Origin of the sequence: Sphingomonas sanguinis, from assembly GCF_019297835.1 — a bacterium.
Classification (GTDB): Bacteria; Pseudomonadota; Alphaproteobacteria; order Sphingomonadales; family Sphingomonadaceae; genus Sphingomonas; species Sphingomonas sanguinis_D.
Window position 1 is genome coordinate 42475 of sequence record NZ_CP079203.1, and the last position, 24674, is coordinate 67148.

Below are 24674 nucleotides of genomic sequence, written 5' to 3' on the forward strand. Positions count from 1 at the left end.
GGATTGAGGGGATGATGCATCGGCATTCCATGCATGGCGACGCGCGTCGCAATCGTTTGACTGCAACGGCGTCATGGGTGGCCCTATGCGCGGCCACACAGTTCGTCCCGTCAGTCGCTTACGCGCAGACCGTGCCTGCACCGGCGTCGCGCGACGACGAAAGCAGACCGCAGACTGATGCCGCGACGAGCGCTGTTCCGGCAGGGGCCGCCGCGGGCAAGAAGCCCCTTTCCAACAGCGTCTCGATCGCGAACCAGACGGCTGCGGATCAGTCCAACGTGACGCCTGCCGATGTGCAGACTCCTGCTGCGCAGGGCGCGTCTGACGGCGACATCGTGGTCACAGGCCTTCGTCAATCGCTGGCAAACGCCCAATCCATCAAGCGCAATGCCGACACGGTTGTCGACGCGATCACGGCCGAGGATATCGGCGCGCTTCCTGACCGTTCGGTCAACGAAGCGCTGCAACGCGTGCCGGGCGTTGCGATCACCCGCTTCGCCGCCGCCAGCGACACCGCTCACTTCTCGGTCGAGGGCTCGGGGGTGACCATCCGTGGCCTCAGCTATGTGCGCGGTGAATTCAACGGCCGCGACAGCTTCGGCGTGTCGGGCGGCCGTGAGATCGGCTTCAACGATGTGCCGACCGAACTCGTCGGCTCGGTCGAGGTGTTCAAGAACCTGACGTCCGACCTGGTCGAGGGCGGCATCTCGGGTACCGTCAACATCAACACCCGCAAGCCGTTCGATACCAAGGACACCTTGGTCTATCTGTCGGGTAGCGTAAATTATGGTGACTTTGCCAAGCGCAGCGCGCCAGCGGTCGTCGGCCTTTTGTCCAAGCAGTGGCAGTTGGGTAACGGCGGGCGCTTCGGCCTGCTCGCCAGCGCGAGCTACAACGAGCAGTTCAGCCGCTCGGACTCGGTGTTCTATTCCGCATTCATCCCGCGCTATAACGACGATACCAACGGGAACGGCCAGCAGGATGCGGGCGAAGGCCGGACGATCAACGCGGGCACGCCCTACGCCGCGACGGCCTATGATCACTATCCTGTCCCGTCGGGGCGCAATGTGGCCTATGTGCCGCTGGGCGCCGGTTCGCGCATGCAGGACTTTGACCGCACGCGGATCGGCTATTCGGGTGCGGCACAGTATGAGAATGCGCGCGGCAATCTGCTCGTAACGGCGCAGTTCCTTCGCGCCGAATCGAAGCAGACGTGGCTCGACCACACCGTCGAACCGAACGTCTATTACTCCGACGCCAACCAGATCTTCCCTCAGGGCTATAATCCTAACGCACCGCTTGCCGGGCAGACCTTCACGCAGCCCACTTATGACGCCAACGGCCTGTTCACGTCGGGCACGCTGATCCGCAACGGTGGTGGTCAGTACACCACGCTCGGCAATCGCTACTTCCAGACCGATGGGTTTACGCAGGACCAGTCGGTGAACGTGAAGTGGGATCCGACCGACCGCCTGCACCTCAATTTCGACGGGCAGTACGTCTATTCGAAGGGCCGGGATTCGGACGACGTCGTCGAGCTCGCCACCTTCTCGGGCGTGTCGATCGACGGCCGCAACGGCGTGCCCAAAGTCGGGGTGATTCCGCCCAACGGTCAGTCGGCGGCGGCCTATTTCAGCGACCCGACCAAGATCTACATCCGTGACGCGATGAATAATCGCACCAACAGCGACGGCCATGAATGGGCGTTCAAGGCGGATGCGCAATATGACCTGTCTGAGGACTCGTTCCTGCGCAAGGTCCGCGTCGGTGGCCGCTATTCCGATCGTGACCAGACGGTGAAGACCAACGACTATAATAATTGGGGTGCCGTCTCGGACACCTGGACCTCGGGTGGCCCCGCCACGGCGGCCCAGTATCCTGGCGCGGTAACCGGCCTGAATTTCACTGATTTTTATCGTAGCCAGGCAAACACCCCGCCTTCGACCATTTCGCTGCGTGACTCGCTCCTGACCAATCACGACGCGCTTACCGCGCTGCTCCGCCAGGCGACTAAGGCCTCGGGCGGCGGCTACACGCCGCTGGAGGATCGCGGTACGAACCTGGTGGACGGCTATTTTCTGCCGAACGAAGTCTATAATGTGCGTGAGCGGACCTATGCCGCCTATGCGCGTGTCGATTTCGGTGCCGACAATATCGGCGGCGGCCAGACCAGCCTTTCGGGTAACATCGGCCTGCGCTTCGTCCGCACCCAGGACGAGTCAGTTGGCGGCGTCACCTTCCCGCAGATCAGCACGACGCTGGGCGGCTTCTCGACCGTCGCGGCCTTCTGCGCTTCGCCCAATACTAACAACACTGTGCGTCCGATCTGTACGCTGACCGCAGCCCAGCAGGCGGCCGTCGTCGCCTTCTCGAACGGGGCCTCGACCGCCGACGTAGCGCGGCAGAGCTTCAACAAGTGGCTCCCCAGCCTCAACTTGAAGTATCAGGTCACGCCGACCCTGCTGTTCCGCTTCGCTGCATCCAAGGCGATCTCCCGCCCGGCTTTTAACGACCTGCGTAACTTCGTCGGGCTGACCCCATCGGGCGGCAACACGACGGGATCATACGGCTTCCAATCGAACGCGCGTAACCCGTATCTCCGACCGGTCGACGCCAAGCAGCTCGACCTGACGGCCGAGTGGTACTTCGCCAAGGTTGGCTCGTTGACTGGCGCTGTGTTCTACAAAGAATTGTCTAACATCATCCTGGACAATTATGGCTTTGTACGGAACTTCACCAACAACGGTCAGACTTTCGCCGTGTCGGTGAATGGCCCGGCCAACGCACCGGGCACTGCGAACATCAAGGGTGCGGAGCTGTCCTATCAGCAGACCTACGACTTCCTGCCGGGCCTGCTGCGCGGTCTGGGGACGCAGGCGACGTTCACCTATATCGATCCGGGCAAAATCCCGAACGCGACGCCCAACAACGGCCCTGCCGATGGCAGCCGTCCGCCGGTCGACGTCGCCGGGCTCTACAACACGCTGCCGCTGGCCCAGTTGTCGAAGTACAATTTCAACGTTTCGGCCTTCTACGACTTCAACGGCATTTATGCGCGTATCGCCTATAGCTGGCGGTCGAAGTATCTGCTGACCAACCGCGACTGCTGCTTCCCGTTCCTGCCAGTCTATGCTCTGGCGACGGGACAAGCGGACGCCTCGCTATTCTACACGGTCAACAAGCAGTTCAAGATCGGCTTGCAGGTGCAGAACCTGCTTGATGCGACGACACGGACGACGTTCGTGCTCAACCAGACTGGGCTGGAAGCGCCGCGCACTTGGTTCAAGAGCGATCGTCAGTTCCAGCTGAGCGTTCGCCTGACCTACTAAAGACTTCCCCCCCGGGGAGCACCTGGGCCGCGGCGATCAGCCGCGGCCTTTTTTGTGCCTATCGCCCCGCCTGGATCAGCGTGGCATCGGAAGGGACGAGCCGGTCGAGAAAGGGAAGGATCGCTGCGCCGACGGCCGATGCGTCCTTGGCAATGGTCGCAGGCAGGATCGAGGCAGATCGAGGCATGGCGACGACCGCCATCCGTTCGGCTAATGCTCGAGCCAGTCGCGCGATGAGGGCGGGCGGCAGCCGGCCGCCGATCAGGATCATATTGGGGTCGATCAGGCAATTGACGGCGATGATAGGCCCGGCAAGCGCGCGTACGGAATCGGCGATCCATCCCGCGATGACGGGTTCCGCTGAGGCTCGCAGTTCGGAGAGCGCGGACACATCCGCGACCGGATGTCCGGCCGCCGCCAGCCGCTCGAGCAGCACGGAAACCGAAACCGTGTCCTGCACGCACGCTCCGGCATGATCGCCGGACGGATCGGGCATCAGTCCGATCTCACCCGAGCGGTTTGATGCGCCGCGTCGGTAATGACGGTCGATCACCAGCCCGCCGCCAAGCCCCGCGCTGACCAGCAGATAAAAGAAATTGGGATTGTCGAACCCCGTCCCATATTCCGCCTCGGCAAGCGCCGCGGCGGCGGCGTCGTTGTCGCAGTGGATCGGCCAGGGCAGCATGGGGCGAAGCAATCCGGGTAGATCGGTCTGGTCCCAGACGGCATAGCTGGGCGGTGAGTGGGGCATCGCGATGCTGCCCATCTTGTCGGGTATCGCCACACCGACCCCGACGATGCGGCTCCGGTCGAGGCGGCCTTTCGCGATCGCCGCGTCGAGTTCGTCGCGGAGGAAGTCAAGCAAATCGTCGGGCATCGGAAAGCGCATCTCACGTGTCACCCGGCTCCGCACCTCACCCGCCAGGTCCAGCGTAACCAGGGTCAGGTGATCGCGATCGACGTTGATCCCAATCCCGAAGGCGCCGTCAGGCTCGATCGTCAGCTTCAGTGCAGGTTGGCCGCGCCCCCCGGATCGGCGCCCCGCTACTTTTATCAGCCCCGCTTGGGCCAGCTTGCCGGTGATGTTGGCGATCGCAGCGGTGGTCAGCCCGGTCTGCTGTGCGATATCGACCCGCGTGATGTCGGGGCGGAGGCGTATCGCCTGCAGCACGGTGCGCAGATTATAATCGCCCGCCCGGGCGAGGTTCGTCCCGGATAGCGAGACCGACAGCCGTGCATCACGCCGGTTCGCCCCAACGACCGGATCGATCGCCTGGGGCTTTTCAAATAGTCTCTCCGTAACCCCCTCCTCGAATTTCCATCTTGGTATCTGCCATCCCGACAAACCTCAATTGGCGATCGGGCGGGGGCGGGGGCTGGAGAGCGCGGTGCGGATGGCGGCTTCCGCGACGGGCGCCATCACGGCGTAGCCCGCCTCATTGGGGTGGACGCCGTCGTAGGTGAAGCTGGCGCGGGTCGCCTGTCCGTCGTGCAGCGCCGACCAGTAATCGGCATAGGTCGAACCGGTGCGCTTGGCATAGTCCTGCATCCAGGTGTTCAGTACTGCGATCCGCGACGCGGTGTCGAGGCCGGGCCGCCAAGGGAAATGATCGGCGGGCGGGATGGAGGCCAGGATCACGCGGATGCCATGCGCGCGGGCCAATTCCGCCATCGACATGATGTTCGCCTCGGTCTGTTCGGGCGTCATCGGGCCGGTATTGCCCGCAATATCGTTGGTGCCCGCCATGATCTGAACCAGTTGCGGTTTGAGGTCGATCACGTCCTGGCGAAAGCGGAGCAGCATTTGCGTCGTCGTCTGCCCGCCGATACCGCGATCGATCCGGCCGGGCGTGAAGAAGCCGGGCATCTTGTCGAACCATCCCTGTGTGATGGAATCGCCCATGAAGACGATCGTTACCGGTCCTGTCACCTTGGCATTGGCGTCGCGGTAGCGCCCCAGCCAGCCGAAGTCGTTGTGCAGCCGGATTTCGCCTTCGTCGGGTGCCTTTTGCGTCGGTGCGGCGGCAGGGGCGGTGGGCGTCTGCTGTGCGAAAACCGTGGTCGCCATCAGGATCAACAGGGCAGGGGCGTAGCGCATCGAACTCTCCGGCACGGAAATCGGCCTGCCTCCGACTGCCGGATGCCGCCTCTCCCTTCCCTGCCACATGAATTGCCGCCAGGGTGACGACGATCCTAATCCCAAGATAAGAAAATTTGAAATAAGTTTTCTTGACAGCGGCGTCTGGAAACCGGCACGTCGGGGTATAAAAATAGGGGAGGATACTTCATGGCGTTTCATCGCATCCTGATCACGATCGTGGCGACGACCGCTCTGAGCGGCGGCGCGATCGGACAGCAGACGGCACCCGCAGCCGACACTGGAAGCGCCGTGGCGCATCCCGATCTTTGGCCCAAGCTGCCCCTGAAGCGCCAGCGTGATCCCAAGGTGGAAGCGCGGGTCGACCAGATTCTGTCGCGCATGACCGTTGAAGACAAGGTTGGCCAGCTGATCCAGGTCGACATCGCCTCGATCACCCCGAAGGACCTCGAGACCTACAAGCTCGGCTCGATCCTGAACGGTGGCAATTCCGCCCCCAATAACGACGAATTCGCCCCCGCGCCCGAGTGGCTGAAGCTTTTCGACGCCTTTTACGACGCGTCGGCTAAGCGAAGCGACGGTCGCCCGCAAATCCCGCTGATCTGGGGCACCGACGCCGTGCACGGTGCGAACAATATCGTTGGCGCGACGCTGTTCCCGCACAATATCGGGCTGGGAGCGGCGCGCGACCCCGAGTTGATCCGCAAGATCGGCGCAGCGACGGCGGCCGAGACGGCGGCGACCGGCATCGACTGGAGCTTCGCGCCGACCGTTGCCGTGGTCCAGGACGACCGTTGGGGCCGGACCTATGAAAGCTACTCTGAGGATCCGGCGATCGTCGAATCCTACGCGGGCAAGATGGTCGAGGGGATTCAGGGCAGCGTCGGTGGCGACTTCATGAGGCCCGGACATGTCATATCCTCGATCAAGCATTTCCTCGGCGATGGCGGCACCGGCGGTCGCGACCAGGGCGATACGCGCGTGTCCGAGGAGGTGCTTCGCGACGTTCATGCCGCAGGCTATCGCAGCGGTCTGGTCGCGGGTGCGCTGACCGTGATGCCCAGCTTCTCGAGCTGGAACGGCACCAAGATGACCGGCAACAAGAGTCTGCTGACCGGCGTGCTCAAGGACCGGATGGGCTTTGACGGCTTCACCATCGGCGACTGGAATGCGCATGGCCAGGTGCCGGGTTGCACCAACGAGGATTGCGCGCCCGCGATCAATGCCGGGCTCGACATGTTCATGTATTCGGGTCCGGGCTGGAAGCAGCTTCACGCCAACACGCTGCGCGAGGCGAAGGACGGCACGATCCCGGCCGCGCGCCTGGACGATGCGGTGCGGCGTATCCTGCGCGTCAAGGTGCTGGCAGGCAGCTTCGAGGCGGGACGTCCGTCGTCGCGTCCGATCAGCGGCAAGTTCGACCTGATCGGTGCGCCCGCGCATCGCGCGATCGCCCGTCAGGCGGTGCGCGAGTCGCTCGTCCTCCTGAAGAACAACGGGAATATCCTGCCGCTCAAGCCCGGCGCCAATATCCTGGTCGCGGGGCGCGGTGCCGACAATATCGGTCAGCAGGCGGGCGGCTGGTCGATCACCTGGCAGGGGACCGGCGTCACCAATGCCAATTTCCCCAACGGCCAGTCGATCTGGTCGGGCATCGACGAGGCGGTCAAGGCGGGCGGAGGCAAGGCGACGCTGGCGGTCGACGGCAGCTATGCCGCCAAGCCCGACGCCGCGATCGTCGTCTTCGGCGAGACACCTTATGCTGAATTTACGGGTGACCGCCCGACACTGGAATACAGCCCGGAAGACAAGAGCGACCTGGCGTTGCTGAAGAAGCTGAAGGCGGCCGGGATTCCCGTAGTTGCGGTCTTTCTGTCGGGTCGTCCGCTTTGGGTGAACCCTGAGCTTAACGCCGCCGATGCCTTCGTCGCGGCCTTCCTTCCCGGCACCGAGGGTGGCGGCGTCGCCGACGTGCTGATCGCCGGCCGTGACGGCAAGCCGCGCAACGACTTCCGCGGCAAGCTCAGCTTCTCCTGGCCGAAGCGGCTCGACCAATATGTCCTGAACAAGCGCGATCCCAATTACGATCCGCTGTTCCCGATCGGCTATGGCCTGACCTATGGCCAGGGCACGACCGTGCCGATGCTGAGCGAGGCACGCCCGGCGGTGGCGGCGGGTGACCAGAACGCGCTGTTCGTTCGTGGTCGGTTGGTCGCGGGGGCGCGGCTGAACGTGATGGGGCCGGTCCAGCAGACCCGTGTCGATCGCGCCGCGCAGGAGGACAGCCTTCGCTTCGCCTTCGCTGGCACCGCTCCGGCGGGAGCCGCGATCGAGGAGGCCAAGCCGATCGACATCACCCGCGAGTCCAACGGACAGCTCAGCCTGTTGCTCGATTACCGCGTCACCGGCGCGCCGAGCGGCGAGGTGACGCTGGGCATGGAGGGCGGCAAGACGGCCTCGGTGCCGATCACCGGGGCGCTGAAGGGCGAATTGGGCCAGTGGCGCCAACTCGCGGTTCCGTTGCGCTGCTTCGCCGATGGCGGCGTGGCGATGGGCGCCGTGTCCAAGCCCTGGATCATCGCCATCAGCGGCAAGCTGAACCTCGACATATCGTCGATCCGGATCGCCAGCGCGCCTCCGGGGCCGGTCAGCTGCGGGGTCCGCTGAACGGCGGATCGGGCGGGGGTGGCTCGATACCGGGCCGCCCCTGATTTCTACGGAATGTGGATCATGGCAGACCCGCCAAGGGACCGCGACGAACAGGGGAGTGAGAGGATGACGAAGGCGATGGATCGTCGCGCATTTCTGGGAACGGCGGGGCTGCTGGCTGGTGCGGCGAGCGTCCCGGCGCTGGCCAGCGACGCGAAGGCCGGGGAGCGCGCCTTCGTTCGGCGCGACGGCATGCGGCTGATGATCGGCGACGACGTCTATCGCTTCGCCGGTGCCAATATCTGGTACGCCGCCTATCTGGGGGCCGACGCCCCTTATGGCGACCGCGCGCGTCTGGGCCGCGAACTGGACGCGCTGGCGGCGATGGGGGTGACCAACCTGCGCATCCTCGCCTCGGCCGAGGAAGGCCCGCTGCGCAACTCGATCAAGCCGGGTTTCCGCACCGCCTCCACGATCAATCAGACGCTGCTCGCCGGGCTCGACTATGCGCTCGCCGAGATGGCCAAGCGTGACATGAGGGCCGTCCTCTACCTGACCAACTTCTGGGAGTGGTCGGGCGGCATGATGACCTATCTGTTCTATGTGAACGGCGGCACGTTCATCAACGCCAACGATCCCGCGCACCCCTGGCCCGCTTTCGCCAATTTCAACGCGCAATTCTACGGCAATGCCCGCGCCAAGGCGATGTATGACGACTGGATCCGGACCGTCGTTTCGCGGACGAACAGCGTCACCGGCAAGCCTTATGCCGCCGATCCGACGATCATGGCGTGGCAGCTATCTAACGAACCGCGCCCGGCGGGTGACGCGGCGCATGCCGATCTCGACCAGTTCTATGGCTGGGTGCGCGACAGCGCGAAGCTGATCAAGTCGCTCGACCCCCATCATCTGGTTTGCACCGGCTCGGAAGGATTGAAGGGCGCGCTGGAGCAACCGGGGATCGTCCTGGCCGAGCATGGCATTCCCGAGATCGACTATCTAACCGCGCATATCTGGCCCAACAATTGGGATTGGGTGAAGCAGACGGACCTCGCCAATACCTACAAGCGCGGCGAGACGCTGACCCAGGATTATATCGCCAAGCATGTCGGATATGCGCGGCAGCTGGGCAAGCCGCTGATTATCGAGGAGTTCGGCTATCCGCGTGACGGCGGCAGCAACGATCCCAAGGTCGCGACGACGTTCAAGGACCGCTTCTACGGCCTGATCTATGCCGCGGCGCTGCGTGACATGCAGTCTGGCGGGCCGATCGCGGGCACCAATTTCTGGGCCTGGAACGGCGAGGCGCGGGCGCAGCATCCCGACTATCGCTTCCGCGATGGCGACGGCCAATATATGGGCGATCCCCCGCATGAGCCGCAGGGGTGGTACGGCATTTTCACCGGCGACACGACCATCCGGCTGGTCGCCGAACATGCCAAGGCGATCGCGCGCCTTCCCAAGACCCGCTGAGCGAGGACGATCATCATGCTCCGACGCGTCATTCGTCCACTGACCGCCGCCGCGCTCATGCTCCAGGCCGCACCCGTCCTGGCCCAGGAGGTGCTGGACACCGACCCTAACACGCTCGCCCCGTCCAAGGACCCCAAGCGGACCGCCAATGGTCTGGCGCAGACCCCGCCCATGGGCTGGAACAGCTGGAACAAGTTCGCCTGCAACGTCAATGAGGCGGTGATCCGCAAGACGGCGGACGCGATGGCGTCCAACGGCATGAAGGCGGCGGGCTACGAGTATATCGTCATCGACGATTGCTGGCACGGCACGCGCGACGCGAACGGCTTCATCACCGAGGATCGCACGCGTTTCCCCGGCGGGATGAAGGCGCTGGGCGACTACATCCACGCCAAGGGGCTGAAGTTCGGTATCTATTCCGACGCCGGCACCAAGACCTGCGGCGGGCGCCCGGGCAGTCAGGGGCATGAATATCAGGACGCGCTGCAATATGCCCGCTGGGGCGTCGACTATCTGAAATATGACTGGTGCTCGACCGGCGTCCGCAATGCGGAGGAGGCCTATGCGACCATGGCCGATGCGCTGCGCGCGACCGAGCGGCCAATCTTGTTCTCGCTTTGCGAGTGGGGCAATTCCAGGCCGTGGCTTTGGGGCGCTAAGATCGGCAATATGTGGCGGACGACCGGCGACATTACCGACAAATGGGAAGGCAAGCACGGCTATAGCTGGGGTGTCGCATCGATCGTCGATCTCAACGAGCCGCTATGGCCCTTCGCCGCGCCGGGCCATTGGAACGACCCCGACATGCTAGAGGTCGGCAATGGCGGGTTGAGCGACACCGAATATCGTGCGCATTTCTCACTCTGGGCGATGATGGCCGCGCCGCTCATCGCGGGTAATGACGTGGCGGGCATGTCGGCGGCGACGCGCGACATCCTGTTGAACAAGGACGTGATCGCAGTCGATCAGGATTCGCTGGGCGCCCAGGGTCACCGCGTGGCGCGCGACGGCAAGCAGGAGATCTGGGTCAAGCCGATGGCCGATGGCGGGCGGACGCTGCTGCTGTGGAATCGGGGCGAGGCACCCGCACGAATTGTTGCGGACTGGCCGAAGTTGGGTTTGCCTACAGGTATTAGCCTGCATGGTCGCAACCTGTGGACGCACAAGGATTTGGGACGCCTGTCTAAAAGTTACGGCGCTGAAGTCGCGCCGCACGGCGTCGTTATGATCCGATTATTTAGTTAGCTTCATCAAGCTAGTAAGATGAATTCGGTTTTACGAATAACTAGATTAACATATTGCGCGTATCTGGACCTCAAAGCACTTCATCTATCGCACGCGCTACAGCTTTCCTTATTCCCCCCCCCCCCCCCTGCGATGCCCGGTAGTGATGGAGGGCGCTCAAGCATTCAACCTGCGTCCATGAATGAATGGCAGGTCTCGGGTGGCGTGAAAATGCCAGCGAATGTCGAGGATTGGGTCAACGCATTTGATAGTTGTTGGTCAGATAACAGTCGGCGGCCCTCTGACCGCAACTGAGGAATGGTCGTCAACGGCGGAAACGACGCCGGCGGACTTCCGCTCCGAATACCGGTCCACCAGCTGTGCTGTGTGAGATCTGAGCAGGATGGTGAAGCGTACCAGCTCCTCCATCACATCGACGATACGATCATAGTAGCTGGAGGGCTTCATCCGTCCGGCTTCGTCGAATTCTTTATAGGCCATCGCTACCGACGACTGGTTGGGTATCGTTAACATCCGCATCCACCGGCCGAGCAGGCGGAGCGTATTGACCGCATTGAATGACTGCGACCCGCCGGACACCTGCATGACGGCAAGCGTGCGGCCCTGCGTCGGCCGCATACCCTTCATTTCAAGGGGCAGATGGTCGATCTGCGCCTTCATGATGCCGGTGATCTGGCCGTGCCGCTCCGGGCTGCACCACACCATGCCTTCCGACCAGAGCGCGTGCTCGCGAAGCTCGTGCACGGCCGGGTGATCGTCACCGGCGATCTGGTCGGGCAGCGGGAGATCCGACGGGTCGAAGATGCGCGTCTCGGCCCCGAATAGCCTGAGAAGACGCGCCGCCTCCTCGATCGCCAGGCGCGAGAACGAGCGTTCGCGCAGCGATCCGTAGAGCAGCAGGATCCGCGGCGATGGTCGGTCGTGCCCGAGCCCTGCGGCGGGGCGCGAGATGGCGAAAGCGGGGTCCAGCGCCGGCAGGACGTCGACGTCGTGCAGCGGGCGGAGGCGACCCATGCGAGATCCTTGACCAGATAGCTGGCGCTGCCCGGGCAGAACGAGGCGAACTGAGCGGAGGTTCTGATGATGGTCGGCGCGACCGCCCGATATTCGTCTCTATACCCGCGTGCCCGGAAGAAGTCGCCGGCCGTGGTCGTGAGGAGGTGCAGGCGCCTCGCACCGTCGCGTCGTGCCACCGCTTCGGCATGGGCGACGAGGAGGCCGCCATTTCCCTGCTGCTTGCGGCCGGGGAGCACGATCAGCGAGCGAAGCAGGAGGTCGGGGCCGTCACCTTCCAGTCCGACAAAGCCGATCAGGCTTTCACCGTCGGCAAGCTCGAAGAAGCGTCGCTCCGGTTCGTCGAGATCACCGGTCGGCAGGCCGGCCGCGTTCAGCGCCGGCTACAGGGCGCCGTAGCTGCTGCGGTCCAGCAGAGAGAAGGTGAGCCGGCTCACGAGGGTACGCCCTCGTACCACCCGCGCGTGCGCTTCACGATCGCGACGACGCTGAGCATGACCGGCACCTCGACCAGCACGCCGACCACTGTGGCCAGTGCGGCGCCGCTCTTCAGCCCGAACAGGCTGATCGCGGCGGCGACGGCGAGCTCGAAGAAGTTCGACGCGCCGATCAGGGCGGCGGGCGCCGCCACGCACCATGCGACGCCGAGCCGCCTCGACAGCCAGTATGCGATGCCTGCGTTGAGATAGACCTGGATGAGGATCGGAACGGCAAGGAGCGCAATGACCGCCGGCTGGCGGATGATCTGCTCGCCCTGGAAGCCGAACAGCAGGACGAGCGTGGCGAGGAGCGCGACGAGCGACACCGGTCCGAGCGCAGCCAGCACCCGGTCGAGCGCAGGCCGGCCGCCCGACGCGAGCAGCGCCCGGCGCACGATCTGCGCGACGATCACCGGCACGACGATGTAAAGCGCGACCGACAGCAGCAGCGTGTTCCACGGCACCGTCACCGAAGCGACGCCGAGCAACAAGCCGACAAGCGGCGCGAAGAGGAAGACCATCAGGACGTCGTTCAGCGCGACTTGGCTTAGCGTGTAGGTCGGCTCGCCATCGCACAGGTTCGACCAGACGAAGACCATGGCGGTGCAAGGCGCCGCGGCGAGCAGGATGAGCCCGGCAATGTAGGACGGGATCTCGCCCGCGGGCAGCAGCGGGGCGAACAGCCCGCCTAGGAAGACGGTGCCGAGCGCCGCCATCGAGAAGGGCTTCACCGCCCAGTTGACGAACAGCGTGACGCCGACGCCCTTCCAGTGCTGCCGGACCGAGCCGAGCGAGCCGAAGTCGATCTTGAGCAGCATCGGCACGATCATCAGCCAGATCAGCCCGGCGACGACGAGATTGACCTGCGCCACCTCGGCCGCCGCGATCGTGGCGAACGTGCCGGGGAGCAGATGGCCGAGCCCGATGCCGGCAACGATGCAGAGCGCCACCCATACCGACAGATAGCGTTCGAACGTGCCGATGCCGGGACGCTGCATCTCGGCCGCTGTCGTCGCCATCAGCGCACCCGCTGGCCGGCGTCGTCGACGACCCGCTCGCCGTCTTCCTTGGCGAAGGCTCCGCGCTGCGGCTCGGGAAGGATGTCGAGCACCGCCTCGGAGGGACGGCACAGGCGAACCCCCATCGAGGTGACCACCAGCGGGCGGTTGATGAGGACGGGGTGCGCCATCATCGCATCGACGAGCGCCTCATCAGCAAGATTCTGGTCGCCAAGGCCGAGCTCGGCGAATGGCGTGCCCTTATCGCGAAGCAGCTGTCGCGGGGTCAGGCCGGCACGTTCGATGAGCTGTAACAGCAGCGCGCGCGACGGCGGCGTCTTGAGGTATTCGATGACGTGCGGCTCGATACCGGCATTGCGGATCAGCGCGAGCACGTTGCGCGACGTCCCGCATGCGGGATTGTGGTAGATGACGACGTCAGTGGGCATCTCGACCCTTTCAGCAGCAGGAAAGCTCAGCGATCAGCGGTTCGCACAGCTCGGGCCGACCCTGGCAGCAATCCTTGGCCAGAAAGGTCATCAACTGTCGCAGAGTATCAAGCCGGGCATGCTGGACCTGTTGCCGTCCGCGCTTCTCGGCCGACACCAGACCCGCCTTCGCCAACACCGCCAGATGCGTGGAGAACGTACTCTGCGTCAGCCCGCTCGCGTCGACGAGCGCGCCAGTAGGTAGTCCATCGGGCGAATGTCGCACGAGCAGCCGAAACGCATCGAGCCGCGTCGGGTGAGAGAGCGCGGCGAGAACTGCCAGAGCATCGAAAGCGTTCATGCATCGGGTTTAGCCGATGCATTGTAACTGTCAAGTTGTATCGGAATATGCCGATGAATCATCGGCGCCGCTGTCTGAATGACCCTTCGCTTGCCGATCAAGACGTTTAGCGGACGAACGTCCGTCTTTGGGTCAGGCTGATCCAGAGGCGATGGGTGCTATGCTCATCGTTTCAGGTCGAACGGCCTTCCAGTCAACCGCGCCCACGCCCCCAACCGTCACGCTCGGCGAATAGCTTCTGCATTACGGCCATATTGTCGGTGCCCCATTGGCATAGCGGCTCAAGCGCCCGGGCGAGGCTCTGGCCAAGTGCGGTGAGCGTGTAGTCGACCCGCGGCGGCACCTCCTTGTAGTCGTTCCGGCGCAGGACGCCGTCCGCTTCTAGTTCTTTGAGTTGCTGAATCAGCACCTTGTCACTGACGTCGCGGATGGCGCGCTTCAGTTCCCCATAGCGGGTAGGCCCGCGCAGCAAAAAGTACAGGATCAGCGGCTTCCACTTTCCCGAGATGACCTTGAGCGTGGCGTCGAGCCCGCAGGTGAAGGCAGGCGCGATGGGCGCGATGGCCGGATCGTCGGCGAGAAGCATTTCAGACATTATAGATACTTACCAAAAGGTGCATACTTGTCTGTAGGTAGGCCCCCAGCCAACTGCGTGCAACCAATCAATGGAGGCACTTATGAAAAGACTGGAAGGCAAGATCGCTGTCATAACCGGGGGCGGCACGGGGATTGGCCTGGCGTCAGCGAAGCGGTTCATCGCCGAGGGGGCGTTAGTGTACCTGTTCGGACGCAGGGCGGATAAGCTGGAAGCAGCTGTGGCGGCGCTCGGCGGCAATGCACGGGCGGTCCCGGGATCAGTTACCTATGCTGGCGATCTCGACCGGCTGTACGACACGTTGAAGCAGGACCACGGCAAGCTCGACATTTTGTTCGCGAATGCCGGCACGGGGGCGTTGTCACCCTTGTCCGAGATCACGCCCGACCATGTCGATGAGACGTTCGACATCAATGTGAAGGGCACGATCTTCACGGTTCAAAAAGGCCTGAAGCTGATGGAGAGCGGTGGTTCGGTCATCCTCACCGGCTCGACCACAGGCGTCATGGGGACGCCGGCATTCAGCGTCTATAGCGCCTCCAAGGCGGCGGTCCGCAACCTGGCGCGCAGCTGGGCGCAGGATTTGCGGGGTACGGGTATCCGGGTCAACGTCCTGTCGCCGGGCCCGACTTTGACCGAGCTTGCCGCCGAGGTCGTTGGCCGTGATGCCATGATCGAGATGGGGGCGACGACGCCAATCGGACATGTCGGCGAGCCGTCAGAAGTCGCGGCCGCTGCTGCCTTCCTGGCATCATCGGACAGCAGCTTCATGACGGGCAGCGAGCTGTTTACCGACGGCGGCCTGGCGCAGATTTGACGAAGTTCTCCAGCCGGCTTGAGGTCGGGCACCATCAAACGAGCCGGCCAGTGCCACACCGACAGCAACTGCGACCTTCCGGTCACCGCGCCATGCGCCGACATGAACGAATGGCAAACGTCGGGAACGTGAAAACCGGCCGTGGGTGACCGGAACTGGGTCTCTTGAACGTCCTTTGCCGTGAGCAGTAATCGTCGACGGTAGGGCAATGTCTGTTCATTACGCGATGGGCCGACCGGCAAGCGGATCTATGGTCAGTACGAGACGGCGTTCGCCGGTCGCGCTGATTGGCGGTGAGCGGTGGAGAATGGTGGGCGGGTCGAGTAGCAACCGCCCCTTGAACACGCCCACCGCGCCGGTTGGCACCTCGCAGATCGCATCGGCGGCATCGATCCGGCACCACTGGGTACCCGGCCCCACATAGGTGCACAGCAATTGCAGCGTGACGAAGTCGGCATGGAAGCGGCGGCAGGCGTCGGTTTCGACCACCTCCAATCGCAGCCGCAACCGATCCTCGCCGCTTAGCGCGGCGTGGCGCTGCACCAACAGTTCGATATCCTTAGCAAGTGGCATGGCGACCGGATTGGCAAAGCCCGCGTCGACAAGCACGCCATGGATCGCGTCGTCGGCGGTGAGGTCGAGCGACACATCGTCGACCGTGTTTAGGTCGAGGGATGCCAGTGCGGCGCGTAGCGTATCGGGCAGCGACCGCCACCAGATGGCCAGGGCGGCATCGGGACGCGCAATGGCATCGAGCGAGGCGCGATCATGGCCGAACGCGACGATGTCATCGAGCATGGCTAGGCTCATTTTACGGCCTCCATCTGGCGCTCGCCCCAAGTCGGGAAAGGGTCGCGCAAGCCGGTCCACAGCGTGGGGGTGAAGGCGACGGCGGGCACGAGGCAGGCATCGAGCCGCGTGCGGATCTTTGCCTCGCCCATGCCGATCCCGATAAACACCAACTCCTGCCGCCGGTCGCCCCAGACCGTATCCCAGTGCCTGGCGACGAACTCCTCGAACTGGCCGTCATCGGGCCATTGGTTCTTCGGGATCGACGCCCACCAGCGGCCCATGCGGGCGGTCTCGGTCTGGCTGCCCGCCACCGCCAGTTCGCCGACCCAGTCGGGGCGGGTCGCCAGCCAGAAATGCCCCTTGGCCCGCACGACATGGTCGAGGCCGCCATTGGTTAGGAAGGCATGGAACTTCGCCGGGTCGAAGGGCGCTCGCGCGCGATAGACGAAGCTCTCGATACCATATTCCTCGGTCTCGGGCTGGTGATGCGCATAGCCGTACAGCTCCTTGGCCCAGAGCGGATGGCGCGAGGCCTTCTCCTCATCGAACAGCCCGGTGGCGAGGACGAGATCGAGATCGACGCGGCTATGGTCGGCGGCCACGATCACCGCATCGGCGTTCAGGCTGGCGACCAGCTTCTTCACCACCGCCAGTTGCTCGGCCGACACCGACGACGCCTTGTTGACGATCACCACATCGGCAAACTCGATCTGCTCGACCAGCAGGCCGACGAGGCTGCGCGTATCGTCCTCGCCCATGGTTTCGCCGCGATCGGCGAGGAAATCCTGGCTGGAATAGTCGGCGAGCAGGTTCACCGCGTCGACCACCGTCACCATCGTGTCGAGCCGCGCGACGTCGCCCAGCGACACGCCGTCCTCGTCGCGGAACGAAAAGGTCGTGGCGACGGGCAGGGGCTCGGAGATGCCGGTGCTCTCGATCACCAGATAATCGAACCGTCTTGCCTCGGCTAGCGTGCGCACCTCCTCTAGCAGGTCGTCGCGTAGCGTGCAGCAGATGCAGCCATTGGTCATCTCGACCAGCGCCTCTTCCGACCGCGACAGCGCCGCCTCGCCGCCACGGACGAGGTCGGCGTCGATGTTCACCTCCGACATGTCGTTGACGATCACCGCCACCCGGCGCCCCTCGCGATTGGCCAGGATGTGATTGAGCAGCGTTGTCTTTCCGGCCCCCAGGAAGCCGGACAATACCGTCACGGGCAAACGAGTGTCGTGAAAGGAATGACTTGCCATATCTGTCGTCCAATGAGATACGTTACAACATTACATAATCATGAGTTTCCGCTGATGTCCAGTAGCTCTCCGATCTCAGGCGATCGCCGCCCCGTCTGCCCGATGGAGGAGCAGGCATGAGCGGCATCATGGCGGGCGCGGGCGCGCGTATTCCGGTCTCGGTGCTGACCGGGTTTCTCGGCAGCGGCAAGACGACGGTTCTCAACCATCTCGTCCGCTCGCCGGGGATGGCGCGGGCGCTGGTGATCATCAACGAATTCGGGGCGGTCGGGCTCGATCATGATCTGGTCGCCCGCTCGAACGACGATCTGGTGGTCGAAATGTTGGGGGGATGCCTGTGCTGCACCATTCGCGGCGACCTGTCGCGGACGCTGCGCGACGCGCCGTGGCGGTTCGCGCGGGACGGGCAGTGCTGGTTCGATCGAGTGGTGATCGAGACGACCGGGCTGGCCGATCCGGCGCCGATCCTCCACACCCTTATGACTGATCCGCGGCTGGAGGCGCTCTACCGTCTCGACGCGGTGATCGCGACGGTGGACGCTGCGACCGGGATGGTGACGCTCGACGCGCAGCCGGAGGCGGTGAAGCAGGCGGCGGTCGCCGACCGGCTGCTGCTGACCAAGACCGACCTGGTCGACGAGGCGGGGCAGGGCGCGATCCGGGGCCGATTGGCGGCGCTCAACCCCGGTGCGCCGGTCATCGCCGTAACCGACGGGGCGGTCGACCCGTCGCTGCTGTTCGATGTCGGGTTATGGGACCCCGCCAGCAAGAGCGACGATGTACGCCGCTGGCTGGCGGAGGAAGCGCATCACGCCGGCCACCATCACCATCATCACGATGTGAACCGGCATGACGACGGTATCCGCGCGACCTGCCTGACCCTCGACACGCCGCTCGACCCGCTGGCGTTCGAGCGGTGGTTGGGGCTGCTCACGATGTTCAGGGGCGCCGACTTGCTGCGGGTGAAGGGGATCGTGAACCTGGCGGGGCATCACGCACCCGTGATCGTCCACGGCGTGCAGCATATCTTCCATCCGCCGGTCGAGCTGGAGCGTTGGCCATCAGAGGACCGGCGCACGCGGATGGTGTTCATCACTCGCCGCATCGATCCCGAAGAACTGCGTGGCACGCTGGCGCTGATGACGATGGGGCTGAGCGACGTGCAGTTGCAGGGACTGGTCGAGCGGGTCGCGGCGGACCTTCCGGCATGATCCACCACGCCGCTGCCGTTCCCCGTCGTCGCGCCGGCGAGATCGACGAACTGATCTGCACCATTCTCACCGGGCAGGCTCGTCCGCTCAGTGCCTATGACATTGCCGGCCAGGCCAGCCAGGACGGGCGGCGGGTCGTTCCCGCGCAAGTGTATCGCACGCTCGCGCGATTGGTGCGTCAGGGGCGTGTGCTGCGGATCGAGATGCTGGGCGCCTATGTCCCACGACCGGCATCGGCGGACCTGTGCCTCGTCTGTCTGGAATGCCACGGCGTACAGTTGGTTGAGAACCCAGCGCTGCGCGTGATCCATACCGATGCGACCGGTCGGCGGTTCCGACTGGCCGCGGCCCCGGTAGAGGCGGGTGGCCTGTGCGGGACTTGCGCCGATGGTGCGCCGGTAGAGCACTGCCCAAATTCATGACATTTCCGTCCCGCTGAACGCGGGTGAACCCTCTAGAAAGAAGGATCAATAGCCATGTTCACCGGAGAGATGGTCCACAAAGCCTTGCAAACCTGGTGCGACAATGTCGTCGCGGTCGGCAAGGCCCATTCCGACGGCGGCGATCCGCGAGCCGTCGCGGCGCAGGTGCTGACCGACCACTACGACTATGACGCTGGCAAGGTACTGTTCAAGCCGACCCTGACTTTCGGCACCCGGACCTTCCGGCCGACGAAGGAGGGTGCACTGGCCTATTTCGTGGGCGGGAGCGACAAATTCCCCGAGGATAAGGGTTTCAAGCTGAAACCCTGGGCGAAGGTTTGGTACAGCAAGGAGGACTTCATCCTGCATGGCGATCTCGCGATCGTGCAATGCAATGTGCATTTCATCGGTCAGGACGACAGCCACATTTTTGTGAACAAGAGCTTCGTATTTAAGGAATGCGAGGACGGCAAGGTGCGCATTATTCTTCACCAGTCGTCATTGCCTTATGAGCCATAGTCAATAATACTGGTTTGTGAGGTTGAGTTTTTTAGGTTAGGTAGACTACCTCAACGCAAATAATTACTGCGTAGCCCGTCGTCTTTGTTTGGTATTAATACTGCGAATTAGCGGAGTAACAAATGCTCCACTACACTGCATGGATCAATCCTAAACGTTGGGTGCCACCCATAACTGATTATCAATTTTGGCATCGGGACGGCGTCTTTTTCCCAGATTTAGACGCTTTTTATACCTGGAGTGGCCGAAGCCTGCAGACTTGCGCCAAAACCTGAACGAATGATAGGTTTCGGGAAGTAGGCAGGGTGGCCTGAACGGCCGCAGTTGGGTCAGGCCGTACCTATCAGTGGTGTGCCTTCAAGCGCGGCAAGCGTGCCGGTAACGCCTCGGTCGATGATGACCAAGAATACACGCTTCGCGGCCTGAACGTCGCCCGTACGGCTGAGCTCGGCGTGCGCGCGAAGGAACGCCGTGCTCCACGCCGAGGCGATCAGCCCAGCGGCCAAATGTGCGAGGGCATTATCGTCCCCGTCATGATGCTCTTCCTGGAAGAGGGCGGCCAGATCTTGAACGAAATGGTCGCGCATCTGGCGTCCGCGCGCCTTCAACGTCTCGCTGGCCAGGGCCGTCTCGACGAAGGCCTGCGTATGTTCAAACAACGGAAAGGCCTCGGACGGCTGTTCGATCATCTGGTGGGCCAGTGCGCCCAGCGCTTCGATCGGCGAGGTTCCTGACGGGCGCGAACGGATTGTGTCGAACGCCAGATTGCGCGCTTCCTCTTCTCGGTCGAAGAACATGTCCTCCTTGCGCGGAAAGTGATTGAACACCGTCATGCGTCCGACATCGGCAGCGTTCGCGATCTCGTCGATCGTCACCTGATCGAACCCACGATCCATGAAGAGGCGGGTCGCAACGTCGGATATGGCTTGGCGGGTCGCAAGGCGCTTCCGGGTCCGTCGATCCATCCGAGCATCCTTTGCTGTATTGCTCATTAAATTGTACCCGGTATATATTGATGTCATATCCATTTTGGAGATGCCCTCATGGTTCCGTCAACCCGCGACGCGCTTAACTCTCGTTCTGACCACGGTGCCGTCCTCATCAGCGGTGCAAGCTTTGCCGGTTTAGCCACCGCCTATGGGTTGAGGCGGCTTGGCTATCGGGTCATCATCATTGAGGCGGCACCGGGGTTGCGACGTGGTGGCACACCCGTCGACATCGAAGGTGAGACGATCGATATCTTGAAGAGGATGGGCCTCATCGACCATGTCAGGGCCAAGGCGCTGCCGTCTCGCCGGTTTGCGTTCAAGAATGCGGATGATTCCACTCTGGGTTCGATGGGAGTTGGAGGCGATCAAGCCTCGGAGGTAAGGTACGAAATCCATCGCGATGACCTGCTGGACATCTTGTTCAATGCGGTGGCGGACGATGTCGAGCTGCTGTTCGGCCGGTCGATCACGGGGCTCGTCGAGCGCGCGGACGGGGTAGCGGTGACCCTAGACAACGGCGAGCGGCGTGACGTCGCCTTGGTCGTCGGGTGCGACGGCAACCGGTCGAATACGCGGCGGCTGGTATTCGGCGGTGGCGATCAGTTCACCCATTTCATGGGCGGGTATTTCTTTCTGAAAGTCGTGCCGGAGACCGGGTTGCTTCCCGCCGATACGACGGAGGTTTTCCGGACACCCGGGCGGATGGCGATGCTCAACGGCTACGATGATCGTACGGACATCGGCTTCGGTTTCCGGACGGAGAACGAGATCGCCTATGATTATCGCGATCGGGCGCAGCAGCGGCGGTTGATCGAGGACCAGGTCGGCGATCTCGGCTGGAAGGTGCCGGCCATGCTCGCGGCCGTTGCTGGAGACGACGACTTCTATTTCGACAGGATCAGTCAGATCCGAATGCCGTGCTGGTCTCGCGGACGGGTCGTGCTGGTAGGGGATGCTGGGTATTGCGTCTCGCCGCTCGCCGGCCTCGGCGGCTCGATGGCCATCATCGGCGCCGGTCGCCTGGCGGCCGCATTGGAGCGCTATCGCGACGATCATGCATCTGCGTTCCGTCACTATGAGGACGGGTTGCGTCCGTTCGTCGAGCAGATACAGGAGCGGGCGGCCAGCGACGGCATGTCGACCATGTGTCCGGCGGACGAGGATGAGCTTGCCGAGCGTAACCGAGAGATCGCCGCAGGCGATATGGGTTGGTAGCCTTCTCGCCAGGCGGCGTTGTTGCGGCCTGATCAGTCGCGCGAGTGATTGGCTCGAACGTTCATCTCCCGCGCATGAGGCTACCCGTTGGCAACATGAACGGACGGCAGAACATGGGAAGCTAAAAAAACAAGCCTCGAATGACCGCAAATGGGTCTCGGCCGCCCTAGCGGCCTGCTAGTAAGCGATCGCGCGCCCAAACGACCGCTACCGTGATGGTGGGGTAGAGCTCAATGCCTGCGCTGCCGTCTCCCGCCACGCCTCTAAGTTTGGGCCGCAGCCTGCAAGAGGGTGCCGTTGGACAAAGCGATTTCAGTCATGGCGCAATGCCCATGCGGGAGTCGCACGGCTGGCGCGCAGCGCCTGGCCTAGTACGGTCAGCACGGCGATCGCGAGCGCCAGCAGGGTGGCACTGGCAAAGAAGAGCGGCGAAAGGGTGATCCGGTCATCGAACCCAGCCAGCCAAATTCGCATCGCGACATAGGCTAAGGGCCAGGCCAAGATATTGGCGAGGAGTACAGGCCGCAGGAACTGCCCCACCAGCAATTTGACGATATCGGCCGATGACGCGCCCAGCGTTTTGCGGATGCCAATTTCCTTCACCCGGCGCGCGGTGTTGAACGATGCCAGCCCCCATAGACCGACGCAAGCGATCAGCGCTGCTACCCCCGCGCCGACCCCGAATAGACGCGTGGCCTGCTCATCGGCTTTATAGAAGTCCACCAGCCGCTGATCTGCGGTGCCGACGACCAACGGCACCTGCGGTGACAGGCGGCGCCAGGTCGACCGGATGCGGGCCAGCATCGTGGCGGTGTCGCCCGTGTAGCGGATGGCAGCAACGGCGGACGTTGGTACATCCCGGGCATATTGATACAGGGTAGCGGTTTCGGCCGTGCGTGGCGAAGCGAAACGGAGCTGGTCGATCACGCCAATGATCGTGCGCGGAGCACCACGCCCAACGGTCTTGCCGACCGCTTCTTTGGGTGTGCGGAAGCCGAGCTGCTCAAGCGCCTTGCGATTGATGACGACGTTGCGGCCATTTTTCCACTTGGTCCAGTCGCTCGAATCGTCGCCACTATGCGCATCGTCGAAGACCCGCCCGGCAAGCAGCCGGGGTGCATAGGCGCGAAAGAAATCTGGCCCGACGGGGATGTTGTTGACCGTTACGCCCGGCCCGCTTGGTTGCTCGATCATGTCGAGGCTGGCATTGACCATGCCAGGGGCCGAACTGCTCGATCCGACCGAAATTACACCGGGCAAGCGACGCAGCGCGTCGAGGATCGGTCGAGCCTGGGTGGGAAAGATCCGCTTGTCTGCCAGGGAGGGTATGACCAACAACCCCTCGCGTCGAAAACCTAGATCGGATCGTCGGACATGCGCCGTCTGCGCCACGAGCACGACCGTGCCGATCATGAAGGCGATCGCCAGACCGAACTGGATCACGACCAGCATCTCGCGAAACCGCGCGCCGCTGCGCCCACCCCCTGGCGCCCGTGCCGAGGCCAGCACGGCAGCGGCCGGAAAGCGGGACAGGAGGACCGCCGGATAGAAACCCGCCGCCAATGCGATGACCAGGACGAGCGCCACCAGCAAGGGCAGGGCCAAGGCATAGGGAAAGTTCAGCGAAAGGCCGCCCGCCGCGTTCACGATGGGCAGGCTAACCTCCGCCAGGATCATGCCAAGCAAACTGGCTACCGCCGCCATTGCGGCCGCCTCGCCGAGAAACTGGCGGATCAGCCTCCCCCGATCCGCGCCCAGGACCTTGCGCATCGCCACTTCGCGGGCGCGCAGGCTCGACTGGGCAGTCGCGAGGTTCACATAATTGATGATCGCGATCAGCAAGGTGAGCACACCGACCAGCCCCAGCGTCACGATCGTCAGTCTACGTCCGCTGCTTTCCGCCCCGCCGGGCGGTTGCAAATGGAGGCGCGTGAGCGGCAGCAGCGAGAGCGCGACGATCTTGGCCGGATCGGGGCCCAGATCGTGCCCGGCGTGGCGTCGGACGAAAGCCGGCATTTTCGCAGCGAACGCGTGCGCCGCCGCCGCGTCGGGAAAACGCAGATAGGTCGCGCCATCCACCATGCCCCATCGGTACCAAGACCATTGCACCGGCGGCGGCGGCGTGCGGGGCATCGGGATCAAGATGTTCGCCTGAAGGTCGGTGGTTTTGGGCAGGTCTTCGAAGACTCCGGAGACGCGGTAGACCTCCGGCGCATCGACGGCGATCGTAATGCTCTGGCCGATGGGGTCGGCATCGCCGAACAGCCGTTGCGCCTCTGTCCGGCTGAGCAGCGCACCCGACGGATCGGCGAGGGCTCGTCGCCCGTCTCCGCGAACCATGGGGATATCAAAGACGTCGAAAAAGGACGGATCAACCTGCGCCACGTCGGTCCCGATCGCGTCGTTTTCGCGGATGACGCTGCCTCCCTGCTTGCCGCCACGGATGCGCGTGCCAACCAGGCTGGGGAAATCCTGGCGCATCTCTTCTAGCAGCCCCGGCATCGTCACCGGATAGGCTCCATTAAAGGGGCTGCCGGGGATTTGGAGTTGGGTCTGTACGACATAGAGTTCGTCATGATGCGGCAGCCACCGCTCGAAGCTCGTCTCGAACCGGACATAAAGGCCCAGAACCAGGAACACGGCGATCCCCACTGCCAACCCGCCGATGTTCAGCGCGGTATAAAGCTTGTGGCGGGTCAGCGAGCGATAGAGCGAAGTGAGCGCGAAACGGTTCATCGCATATATCCGGACAGGAGTAGAATTAGCAGCAGGCGAGGTGCGGGGATTTCC

20 protein-coding genes and 1 pseudogene are annotated in these 24674 nt (G+C 63.6%); 9 read left to right on the forward strand and 12 right to left on the reverse strand.

Features of this window, described 5'->3' with window-relative positions; genetic code table 11:
• Window positions 1-131: 131 nt before the first annotated feature.
• Window positions 132-3329 carry a TonB-dependent receptor gene (locus tag KV697_RS00205; RefSeq protein WP_219019619.1) on the forward strand — a complete coding sequence of 1066 codons (3198 nt, stop codon included), beginning with the start codon at window positions 132-134 and terminating at the stop codon, window positions 3327-3329.
• Window positions 3330-3387: 58 nt separating this feature from the next.
• Here the strand turns inward: KV697_RS00205 and KV697_RS00210 are convergent, their stop codons facing one another.
• A complete protein-coding gene (locus KV697_RS00210) occupies window positions 3388-4674 on the reverse strand; it encodes an ROK family transcriptional regulator (protein WP_257575462.1) in 1287 nt (428 codons plus the stop codon).
• 3 nt (window positions 4675-4677) lie between these two features.
• Window positions 4678-5427 carry an SGNH/GDSL hydrolase family protein gene (locus KV697_RS00215; protein WP_219019620.1) on the reverse strand — a complete coding sequence of 250 codons (750 nt, stop codon included), beginning with the start codon at window positions 5425-5427 and terminating at the stop codon, window positions 4678-4680.
• A 189-nt stretch (window positions 5428-5616) separates the two neighbouring features.
• Between KV697_RS00215 and KV697_RS00220 the strand changes: the two genes are divergently transcribed.
• The 3 genes from KV697_RS00220 (at window position 5617) to KV697_RS00230 (ending at window position 10794) form a co-directional block, all read left to right on the forward strand.
• Complete coding sequence (locus KV697_RS00220; protein WP_219019621.1) at window positions 5617-8094, forward strand: glycoside hydrolase family 3 protein; 2478 nt, start codon at window positions 5617-5619, stop codon at window positions 8092-8094.
• Window positions 8095-8202: 108 nt separating this feature from the next.
• Entirely contained in the window at window positions 8203-9549 is a 1347-nt protein-coding gene (locus KV697_RS00225; protein ID WP_219019622.1) for a glycoside hydrolase 5 family protein, read from the forward strand.
• A 15-nt stretch (window positions 9550-9564) separates the two neighbouring features.
• Window positions 9565-10794 (forward strand): glycoside hydrolase family 27 protein, encoded by a 1230-nt coding sequence (locus KV697_RS00230; RefSeq protein WP_257575463.1) that lies wholly within the window; start codon window positions 9565-9567, stop codon window positions 10792-10794.
• 258 nt (window positions 10795-11052) lie between these two features.
• Here the strand turns inward: KV697_RS00230 and arsH are convergent, their stop codons facing one another.
• From arsH to KV697_RS00260, 6 genes and pseudogenes are all read right to left on the reverse strand, one after another.
• On the reverse strand, window positions 11053-11808 hold the full coding sequence (gene arsH, locus KV697_RS00235; RefSeq protein WP_219019623.1) for an arsenical resistance protein ArsH: 756 nt from the start codon (window positions 11806-11808) through the stop codon (window positions 11053-11055).
• 158 nt (window positions 11809-11966) lie between these two features.
• Window positions 11967-12185: pseudogene (locus KV697_RS20240) on the reverse strand (GNAT family N-acetyltransferase); the annotation flags it as partial.
• A 56-nt stretch (window positions 12186-12241) separates the two neighbouring features.
• Entirely contained in the window at window positions 12242-13306 is a 1065-nt protein-coding gene (gene arsB / locus KV697_RS00245; RefSeq protein WP_219019624.1) for an ACR3 family arsenite efflux transporter, read from the reverse strand.
• Window positions 13306-13734 carry an arsenate reductase (glutaredoxin) gene (arsC, locus tag KV697_RS00250; RefSeq protein WP_219019625.1) on the reverse strand — a complete coding sequence of 143 codons (429 nt, stop codon included), beginning with the start codon at window positions 13732-13734 and terminating at the stop codon, window positions 13306-13308. The genes arsB and arsC overlap by 1 nt, the downstream gene beginning before the upstream one ends.
• Window positions 13735-13744: 10 nt before the next feature.
• On the reverse strand, window positions 13745-14074 hold the full coding sequence (locus tag KV697_RS00255) for an ArsR/SmtB family transcription factor (protein WP_219019626.1): 330 nt from the start codon (window positions 14072-14074) through the stop codon (window positions 13745-13747).
• A gap of 193 nt (window positions 14075-14267) precedes the next feature.
• Window positions 14268-14669 carry a winged helix-turn-helix transcriptional regulator gene (locus KV697_RS00260; protein WP_306822668.1) on the reverse strand — a complete coding sequence of 134 codons (402 nt, stop codon included), beginning with the start codon at window positions 14667-14669 and terminating at the stop codon, window positions 14268-14270.
• Between the two features lie 82 nt (window positions 14670-14751).
• On the opposite strand from KV697_RS00260, the gene KV697_RS00265 reads away from it, so the two are divergent.
• Window positions 14752-15486 (forward strand): SDR family NAD(P)-dependent oxidoreductase, encoded by a 735-nt coding sequence (locus KV697_RS00265; protein ID WP_219019627.1) that lies wholly within the window; start codon window positions 14752-14754, stop codon window positions 15484-15486.
• Window positions 15487-15705: 219 nt separating this feature from the next.
• Here KV697_RS00265 and KV697_RS00270 read toward each other — a convergent pair whose 3' ends face one another.
• Both KV697_RS00270 and KV697_RS00275 read right to left on the reverse strand, forming a co-directional pair.
• Window positions 15706-16284: a DUF1826 domain-containing protein gene (locus KV697_RS00270; RefSeq protein WP_219019628.1), complete on the reverse strand. Its 579-nt coding sequence runs from the start codon at window positions 16282-16284 to the stop codon at window positions 15706-15708.
• Window positions 16285-16292: 8 nt separating this feature from the next.
• Window positions 16293-17492, reverse strand: coding sequence for a GTP-binding protein (locus KV697_RS00275; RefSeq protein WP_257575464.1), 1200 nt, complete (start codon window positions 17490-17492; stop codon window positions 16293-16295).
• 152 nt (window positions 17493-17644) lie between these two features.
• On the opposite strand from KV697_RS00275, the gene KV697_RS00280 reads away from it, so the two are divergent.
• Genes KV697_RS00280 through KV697_RS00290 form a run of 3 tightly spaced genes read left to right on the forward strand, consistent with a single transcriptional unit; the run spans window position 17645 to window position 19680 of the window.
• Complete coding sequence (locus KV697_RS00280; RefSeq protein WP_219019630.1) at window positions 17645-18739, forward strand: CobW family GTP-binding protein; 1095 nt, start codon at window positions 17645-17647, stop codon at window positions 18737-18739.
• Complete coding sequence (locus KV697_RS00285) at window positions 18736-19161, forward strand: transcriptional repressor (protein ID WP_219019631.1); 426 nt, start codon at window positions 18736-18738, stop codon at window positions 19159-19161. Before KV697_RS00280 ends, KV697_RS00285 begins: the two co-directional genes overlap by 4 nt.
• A 54-nt stretch (window positions 19162-19215) precedes the next feature.
• Complete coding sequence (locus KV697_RS00290; RefSeq protein WP_219019632.1) at window positions 19216-19680, forward strand: hypothetical protein; 465 nt, start codon at window positions 19216-19218, stop codon at window positions 19678-19680.
• A 329-nt stretch (window positions 19681-20009) separates the two neighbouring features.
• On the opposite strand, the gene KV697_RS00295 is transcribed toward KV697_RS00290, so the two are convergent.
• Window positions 20010-20645, reverse strand: coding sequence for a TetR/AcrR family transcriptional regulator (locus tag KV697_RS00295; RefSeq protein WP_219019633.1), 636 nt, complete (start codon window positions 20643-20645; stop codon window positions 20010-20012).
• Window positions 20646-20723: 78 nt separating this feature from the next.
• Here KV697_RS00295 and KV697_RS00300 point away from each other — a divergent pair, with 78 nt between their 5' ends.
• Window positions 20724-21884, forward strand: coding sequence for an FAD-dependent monooxygenase (locus KV697_RS00300; RefSeq protein WP_219019634.1), 1161 nt, complete (start codon window positions 20724-20726; stop codon window positions 21882-21884).
• Window positions 21885-22196: 312 nt separating this feature from the next.
• Here the strand turns inward: KV697_RS00300 and KV697_RS00305 are convergent, their stop codons facing one another.
• Window positions 22197-24620 (reverse strand): ABC transporter permease, encoded by a 2424-nt coding sequence (locus tag KV697_RS00305; RefSeq protein WP_219019635.1) that lies wholly within the window; start codon window positions 24618-24620, stop codon window positions 22197-22199.
• Between the last annotated feature and the right edge of the window lie 54 nt (window positions 24621-24674).

Excerpts from the sequence above, each read along its gene's own strand:
- KV697_RS00290 (WP_219019632.1), top strand. The coding sequence starts at position 19,216 with ATGTTCACCGGAGAGATGGTCCACAAAGCCTTGCAAACCTGGTGCGAC.
- KV697_RS00230 (WP_257575463.1), top strand. The coding sequence starts at position 9,565 with ATGCTCCGACGCGTCATTCGTCCACTGACCGCCGCCGCGCTCATGCTC.
- arsH (WP_219019623.1), bottom strand. The coding sequence starts at position 11,808 with ATGGGTCGCCTCCGCCCGCTGCACGACGTCGACGTCCTGCCGGCGCTG.
- arsB (WP_219019624.1), bottom strand. The coding sequence starts at position 13,306 with ATGGCGACGACAGCGGCCGAGATGCAGCGTCCCGGCATCGGCACGTTC.
- KV697_RS00305 (WP_219019635.1), bottom strand. The coding sequence starts at position 24,620 with ATGAACCGTTTCGCGCTCACTTCGCTCTATCGCTCGCTGACCCGCCAC.
- KV697_RS00215 (WP_219019620.1), bottom strand. The coding sequence starts at position 5,427 with ATGCGCTACGCCCCTGCCCTGTTGATCCTGATGGCGACCACGGTTTTC.
- KV697_RS00265 (WP_219019627.1), top strand. The coding sequence starts at position 14,752 with ATGAAAAGACTGGAAGGCAAGATCGCTGTCATAACCGGGGGCGGCACG.
- KV697_RS00270 (WP_219019628.1), bottom strand. The coding sequence starts at position 16,284 with ATGCTCGATGACATCGTCGCGTTCGGCCATGATCGCGCCTCGCTCGAT.
- KV697_RS00255 (WP_219019626.1), bottom strand. The coding sequence starts at position 14,074 with ATGAACGCTTTCGATGCTCTGGCAGTTCTCGCCGCGCTCTCTCACCCG.
- KV697_RS00260 (WP_306822668.1), bottom strand. The coding sequence starts at position 14,669 with ATGTCTGAAATGCTTCTCGCCGACGATCCGGCCATCGCGCCCATCGCG.
- KV697_RS00300 (WP_219019634.1), top strand. The coding sequence starts at position 20,724 with ATGGTTCCGTCAACCCGCGACGCGCTTAACTCTCGTTCTGACCACGGT.
- KV697_RS00295 (WP_219019633.1), bottom strand. The coding sequence starts at position 20,645 with ATGGATCGACGGACCCGGAAGCGCCTTGCGACCCGCCAAGCCATATCC.
- KV697_RS00280 (WP_219019630.1), top strand. The coding sequence starts at position 17,645 with ATGAGCGGCATCATGGCGGGCGCGGGCGCGCGTATTCCGGTCTCGGTG.
- KV697_RS00225 (WP_219019622.1), top strand. The coding sequence starts at position 8,203 with ATGACGAAGGCGATGGATCGTCGCGCATTTCTGGGAACGGCGGGGCTG.
- arsC (WP_219019625.1), bottom strand. The coding sequence starts at position 13,734 with ATGCCCACTGACGTCGTCATCTACCACAATCCCGCATGCGGGACGTCG.
- KV697_RS00220 (WP_219019621.1), top strand. The coding sequence starts at position 5,617 with ATGGCGTTTCATCGCATCCTGATCACGATCGTGGCGACGACCGCTCTG.
- KV697_RS00285 (WP_219019631.1), top strand. The coding sequence starts at position 18,736 with ATGATCCACCACGCCGCTGCCGTTCCCCGTCGTCGCGCCGGCGAGATC.